Annotated in this window: 6 protein-coding genes; 5 read left to right on the top strand and 1 reads right to left on the bottom strand. The window is 69.9% G+C overall.

The window, feature by feature from the left end:
- Positions 1 to 1,017, bottom strand: coding sequence for a LacI family DNA-binding transcriptional regulator (locus Q7F20_RS17390; protein ID WP_305741323.1), 1,017 nt, complete (start codon positions 1,015 to 1,017; stop codon positions 1 to 3).
- 155 nt (positions 1,018 to 1,172) lie between these two features.
- On the opposite strand from Q7F20_RS17390, the gene Q7F20_RS17385 reads away from it, so the two are divergent.
- The 5 genes from Q7F20_RS17385 to Q7F20_RS17365 all read left to right on the top strand — a co-directional run bounded on the left by Q7F20_RS17385 (position 1,173) and on the right by Q7F20_RS17365 (position 6,339).
- Positions 1,173 to 2,405, top strand: a complete 1,233-nt coding sequence (locus Q7F20_RS17385) for a sugar ABC transporter substrate-binding protein (protein WP_305741322.1) — start codon at positions 1,173 to 1,175, stop codon at positions 2,403 to 2,405.
- Positions 2,406 to 2,559: 154 nt separating this feature from the next.
- Positions 2,560 to 3,420, top strand: coding sequence for a carbohydrate ABC transporter permease (locus tag Q7F20_RS17380; protein WP_305741321.1), 861 nt, complete (start codon positions 2,560 to 2,562; stop codon positions 3,418 to 3,420).
- Positions 3,417 to 4,307 carry a carbohydrate ABC transporter permease gene (locus tag Q7F20_RS17375; RefSeq protein ID WP_305741320.1) on the top strand — a complete coding sequence of 297 codons (891 nt, stop codon included), beginning with the start codon at positions 3,417 to 3,419 and terminating at the stop codon, positions 4,305 to 4,307. Before Q7F20_RS17380 ends, Q7F20_RS17375 begins: the two co-directional genes overlap by 4 nt.
- 83 nt (positions 4,308 to 4,390) lie before the next feature.
- Positions 4,391 to 5,230: a ThuA domain-containing protein gene (locus Q7F20_RS17370; RefSeq protein WP_305741319.1), complete on the top strand. Its 840-nt coding sequence runs from the start codon at positions 4,391 to 4,393 to the stop codon at positions 5,228 to 5,230.
- Positions 5,227 to 6,339, top strand: coding sequence for a Gfo/Idh/MocA family protein (locus Q7F20_RS17365; RefSeq protein WP_305741318.1), 1,113 nt, complete (start codon positions 5,227 to 5,229; stop codon positions 6,337 to 6,339). Before Q7F20_RS17370 ends, Q7F20_RS17365 begins: the two co-directional genes overlap by 4 nt.
- The last annotated feature ends 23 nt before the right edge of the window (positions 6,340 to 6,362 follow it).

The following is a 6,362-nucleotide window of genomic DNA, read 5'->3' as shown; positions in this document are numbered from 1 at the left end:
TCAGGCCGGCGCGGCCGCCGTGGACTCGGCGGTGCGGAGGGTGCAGGGCAGCAGGAAGTGCGGCAGCTCGTCGGACCCGCCGTCGAGCTGGTCGATGAGCGCGTCGGCCGCGCGGGTACCGAGCTCGCGGCCGGGCGCCACCATCGTCGAGAGTCGCGGGTAGTGCTGGTCGGCGTTCGCCTCGGACGAGGCGATGCTGAGCACCGAGACGTCCTCGGGGACCCGCCGCCCCGCGGCGTACAGCCCGACGAGCAGTCCGGCCGCGGAGTCGTCCTTCATCACCAGCACCGCCGTGACGCCCGGGTCGGTGGCGAGCATGTCGCTCGCCGCGGCCCGGCCGCCGTCGCTCCCCGGTCCCGCGGTGACCACCGTGCCCGCGAGGCCGCGCGCGGCGGTCACCTGCCGGAAGGTGGCCTCGGCGCGGAGGTGCGGTGCGTAGCCGGCCATCGGCGTGCCCTCGAGGTCCTCGAGCACGAGCGCGAACCGCCGGTGCCCCAGGCCCTGCAGGTGGTCGATGCTCGACTCGATCGTGGTCTCGAAGTCGATGTCCACGAACGGCAGCCCACTGCTGTCCCGGGTGCGGCCGATGAGCGTGAACGGGACGTCGAGGGCGGTCAGGACGGCGACGCGGGGGTCGTCCATCCGCACCTCCATCAGGATCACGCCGTCGACCAGACCCCCGGAGACCAGGTCGTCGAGGTCGTCGCCCGCGGGGTCGACCGGCCAGAGCACCAGGTGGTACCCGCGCTGGGACGCTCGCTCGGCGGCGCTCATGAAGAACTGCGAGGTGGTGGGGCTGAACCGGTTGCCGGTGGTCGGGAACAGCAGCGCGATGATCCGGGTCCGACGGCTCGCGAGGGCCCGTGCCACGACGTTGCCGCGGAACTTCAGCTCGCGCATGGCCGCCTGCACGCGCGCGGTCGTCGCCGGGGTGACGTACTTCGTGCCGTTCACGACGAAGGACACGGTGGCGATCGACACCCCCGCCCGATCGGCGACCTGCTGCATCGTGGCCATGCCGCTCAGCCTACCGGCCAGGGTTCGAAAAAAGCGCTTTACAGGTGAAGCGCTTTTCTGTTAGCTTCTCGCCCCAAGGAACACAGCGACGATGACGTCAGCGGATTCGTGGTTGCGCGCCTGCCCGAAGCATCCGTCAAGAGAAGAGCTCTGCAATGAAGCAAAGATTCCCCTCCCCGTCGCGCCGGAGCCGTGCCCTCATCGGCGCCGTCGCCGCGCTCGCCACGATCCCCCTGGTCCTCGCCGGGTGCTCCGGATCCGGATCGGCCTCGTCCGGCGGGAGCAAGGCCCTGTCGATCGAGGACTACTACGACGCGACCTACAACCCCGTGTACAAGCAGTGCGCGAAGGAGGTCGGCGCGACGGTCACCATCACGCACGTCCCGGGTGCAGGACTGATCTCGAAGGTGCTGCAGCAGGCATCGTCGCGGACCCTGCCCGACGTGCTCATGCTCGACAACCCCGACGTGCAGCAGATCGCGTCCTCGGGGGCGCTCTCCGACCTCAGCGACTACGGCCTCAGCGCCGAGGGCGACGTCCCCGGCGTCAAGGCGGCGAGCACCTACAAGGGCAAGCTCTACGGCCTGCAGTCGAACACGAACTCGATCGCGCTGTACTACAACAAGAAGCTGCTCTCGGACGCCGGAGTCCAGCCGCCCAAGACGTGGGACGAGCTGCAGGCCGCGGCGAAGAAGCTCACGAGCGGGTCCACGTACGGCTTCGCGATGAGCAACATCAACACCTACGAGGGGACCTGGCAGTTCCTGCCCTTCTTCTGGTCGAACGGCGGTGACGAGAAGGACATCGCGACGCCCCAGGCCGCGCAGGCCCTGCAGTTCGTCGAGGACCTGCAGAACGACGGCTCGCTCTCGAAGAGCTCGGTCAGCTGGGACCAGGCGGACGTGAACAGCCAGTTCCTCGCCGGCAAGGCCGCGATGATGATCAACGGCCCGTGGCAGCTCCCCGCGCTGAACGCGAAGAAGGGTCTCGAGTTCGACAGCGTCCCGATCCCGACCCGCACCGGCGCCGAGACCGTCGCACCGCTCGGCGGCGAGGCGTTCACCGTCCCGCAGACCGGCGACAAGGACAAGATGCAGCTCGCCGGCAAGTTCGTCGGTTGTCTCCACACGCAGAAGACACAGAAGGCGCTCGCCGAGATCAGCGGCAACGTGCCGACGAACCTCGAGGCCGGTGCCGCATGGGCGTCCGACCACCCGCAGGTGGCGTCGTTCGTCACGACCGTGAAGACCGCCCGAGCCCGCACCGGTGAACTCGGACCCGACTGGCCCAAGGCCGCGACGAAGATCTACACCGCCGTCCAGCTCGCCCTGACGGGCAAGGCCGACCCCGAGGCAGCGCTCCAGCAGGCGCAGTCCCAGAACCAGTAGTGCGCGAGGGAGCCGGCCACCCGGCCGGCTCCCTCCTCCCGCTGACGAGAGGATCGGTCCCCACATGAGCGCCACCACGCAGACCCCACCACGGACCACCGCGTCCGTCCCCCCACCACGCCCCGGCCAGCGCCGCGCCCGCATGCGGAGCGGTATGACCCGTTGGCTGTTCGTCATCCCGGCCGCGCTGTTCGTGGCCGTGTTCTTCGGCTACCCGGTCGTGAAGAACGTCATCATGTCCTTCCAGGACTACACGACCGCCACCTTCTTCACGGGCGAGGCCCCGTGGGTCGGGATCGGCAACTACATCCAGGTGTTCCAGAGCTCGGTCTTCGCGACGAGCGTCGTGAACACGGCACTCTTCACCGCGGGCTCGATCGTCCTGCAGTTCGTGATCGGTCTCGCGCTCGCGCTGTTCTTCCGGCGGCACTTCCCGCTGTCCGGCTTCCTGCGCGGACTCCTCCTGCTGCCGTGGCTGCTGCCGCTGATCGCGTCGAGCGCGGTCTGGAAGTGGCTCCTCGACCAGGACAGCGGTGCCCTCAACCAGCTCCTCGGGCTCGTCGGCATCGCGCCGGTGCCGTGGCTGGTCAGCCCGAGCCTGGCGCTCATCGCGGTCATCGGCGTGAACGTCTGGCTCGGCATCCCGTTCAACACGACGATCCTCTACAGCGGGCTGCAGTCCGTGCCGCCGGAGCTGTACGAGGCCGGCGCACTCGACGGGGCCACGGGCTTCAAGGCCTTCTGGTACATCACCTGGCCGAGCATCCGGAGCGTGGTGAGCGTCGTCATCGTGCTCGGGGTGGTCTACACGCTGAAGGTCGTCGACATCATCCTCGGCCTCACCGGCGGCGGGCCGGCGAACTCGACGCAGACCCTCGCCACGAACGCCTACCACCAGTCGTTCGTCAACTTCCAGTTCGGCATCGGAGCCGCCGTGAGCAACGTGCTCATCGTCGTCTCGTTCGTCTTCGCGATGGTCTACATCGCGATCTCCAGGAAGGCGGTCGACGAATGAGCGTCGGACTCGCGAACCAGACCGTCACCGCTACCCGCACGATCACCACGAAGCGCGCCGCGCGGGTCCGGGGGCCGAAGCGCACCGTCAAGGGCATCCCCCTGACGATCCTGGGCTGCCTGTTCCTCGCGGTCATGGTCTTCCCCGTGTACTGGATGGTGAACACCAGCCTGCAGAGCACGTCCGGCGCCGCCACCGCGACCTGGTTCCCGTTCTCCCCCACCTTCCGGGGGTACGAGACGGCGCTCGCCCAGCAGGGACAGAACTTCCTGTCGAGCATGATCATCGGCCTCGGCACCGTCGTGCTGACCCTGGCCATCGCGACACCGGCCGCCTACGGGCTGGCACGGTTCAAGATGCGCGGCACCCGGGTGTTCCTGCTCGTGCTGCTCATCACGCAGATGATCCCGGCGATCGTCATCGCGAACGCGCTCTACACGCTGTTCAACAACGTGGGGCTGCTGAACAGCTACATCGGACTGATCCTGGCCGACAGCGCCGTCCAGGTGCCGTTCGCCGTGCTGCTCATGCGCGCGTTCATGGAGTCGATCCCGCCGAGCCTGGTCGAGGCCGCGCTCGTCGACGGCGCGAACGACTTCCGGGCGTTCGTCTCGATCGTCCTGCCCATCAGCCGGAACGCCATCGTCACGGCGGCGCTCTTCACGTTCCTCGGCGCCTGGGGCGACTTCCTCATCGCGTTGACCCTGACGTCGACGACCGCGGTCCGACCGATCACGCTCGGCATCTACAACTACATCGGTTCGAACGTCACCGACTGGGGGCCCGTCATGGCGACGTCCGTCCTCGCGTCGCTGCCGGCAGCCGTGCTGCTCATCGTCGCCCAGCGGTACATCTCCGCCGGCGCACTCGGCGGCGCGGTCAAGTGACGACGGCCGACCCGACGGCGGCCGACCCGACGACAGCCGACACGACCGGCGACACCCCCGAACTCCAGCCAGAAAGGCACGCCATGACCACCACCCCGCTGCGCATCACCGTCTGGGGCGAGAACGTCCACGAGCAGGTCGAGCAGCACGTCGCCGAACGGTACCCCGACGGCATGCACGGCGCCATCGCCGACGGCATCCGCGAGAACCTGCCGGAGGCCGTCGTCCGCACCGCGACGATGCAGGAACCCGAGCACGGCCTCACCGACGAAGTCCTCGCCGAGACCGACGTCCTCACCTGGTGGGGGCACGCCGCACACCAGGACGTGGACGACGCGGTGGTCGACCGCGTGCACAAGCACGTCCTGTCCGGCATGGGCCTCGTCGTGCTGCACTCCGGCCACTGGTCGAAGATCTTCGGGAAGCTGATGGGCACGACGTGCACCCTCCGGTGGCGCAGCGAGCACGACCAGGAGCTCGTCTGGACCGTGAACCCGCAGCACCCCATCACCCGCGGCGTCCCGAACCCGATCGTCATCCCCGAGCAGGAGATGTACGGCGAGTACTTCGACGTCCCGACCCCCGACGAGCTCGTGTTCATCTCCGGGTTCACCGGCGGCGAGGTGTTCCGGAGCGGCATGACGTACCGCCGCGGCCTGGGGAAGATCTTCTACTTCTCCCCCGGCGACCAGGACTTCCCCGTCTACCACCACAAGGACGTCCGACGCGTGATCGCGAACGCCGCCGAGTGGGCGCGGCCGGAGCGCGAGCGGGAGATCCCGACGCTGCGCCGGTACGACCTGGGCGAGTACTTCGACGGCCAGCACTACCGCGGTCCGTTCGACGACGAGCCGGAGCAGACCGCAGCAGAGCACGCACCGGTGGACCAGCCGGCACCGGAGCACGAAGGGGCACAGGCATGACCCTCCGCGTCGTGCAGGTCGGCGCCGGCGGCATGGGCCGCGCCTGGCTCGCCACCGTCGCGGCCGACCCGGACGTCGAACTGGTCGGCATCGTCGACCTCGACCTCGACGCCGCCCGGGCCGGGGCCGCGGTCGCCGGCGACCCGACGATCCCCGTCGGCACCGACCTCACCGGCCTCGCCACCGAGACCGGTGCCGAGGCCGTCCTCGACATCACGGTCCCGGTCGCGCACCACCCGGTCACGATCGAGGCCCTGCGCGCCGGACTCCCCGTCCTGGGCGAGAAGCCAGCGGCGCAGACGGTCGCCGAGGCGCTGTCACTCGCGGCCGCCGCCGAGGCCACCGGGAAGCTGTTCATGGTGTCCCAGTCCCGGCGGTACAACGACCACCTCGTCGCCTTCCGGCAGCACGTCCGCGGGCTCGGGGGCGTCGGCGGGCTGAGCACGCGCTTCGCGAAGGCCCCGCACTTCGGCGGCTTCCGCGAGGAGATGGACGACGTCCTCCTGCTCGACATGGCGATCCACGCGTTCGACTCCGCGCGCTACGTGCTCGAGCGGGACCCGGTGTCCGTGTACTGCGAGTCGTGGAACCCGTCGTGGTCCTGGTACCGGGGCGACGCCGCGGCGGCCGCGGTCTTCACGTTCGAGGACGACGTCCGCTACGTGTACGACGGATCGTGGTGCGCGCCGGGTGCCGAGACGTCGTGGAACGGCGACTGGCGCGCGTCCGGACCGGCCGGCACGGCGCTGTGGGACGGCGACCACGATCCGTGGAGCGACCTCGACGGCACGCCGGGAGCCCCGGAGACGGCGCCGAGCGTCGGCAACGAGATCGCCGGGGCCCTCGCGTCCTTCGTGCGAGCGGTCCGCTCCGGCGAGCGCCCCGACGGCGAGGTGCACGGCAACGTGATGAGCCTCACCATGGTGGACGCCGCGATCGCGTCCGCCCGCAGCGGACGCCGGATCGTCATCGACGAGGTCCTCGAACAGGCGCACGCCACCGCGCTCGAGGTCGAGCGCGACGACGCCGTCCGCGAGCGGCTCGCGTCGTGGGGATCGGTGCGCGGCGCGCTCGCGACGGGGTCGCCGGACACGGCCGCGCTCGGCTGAACGACGCGGGCGGTCCAGGAGGC

This window comes from Curtobacterium sp. A7_M15 (assembly GCF_030705415.1).
In the GTDB taxonomy this organism is placed as follows: domain Bacteria; phylum Actinomycetota; class Actinomycetes; order Actinomycetales; family Microbacteriaceae; genus Curtobacterium.
The sequence above is the reverse complement of the archived record's forward strand: the minus strand, read 5'-3'. Positions and strand labels throughout refer to the sequence as shown.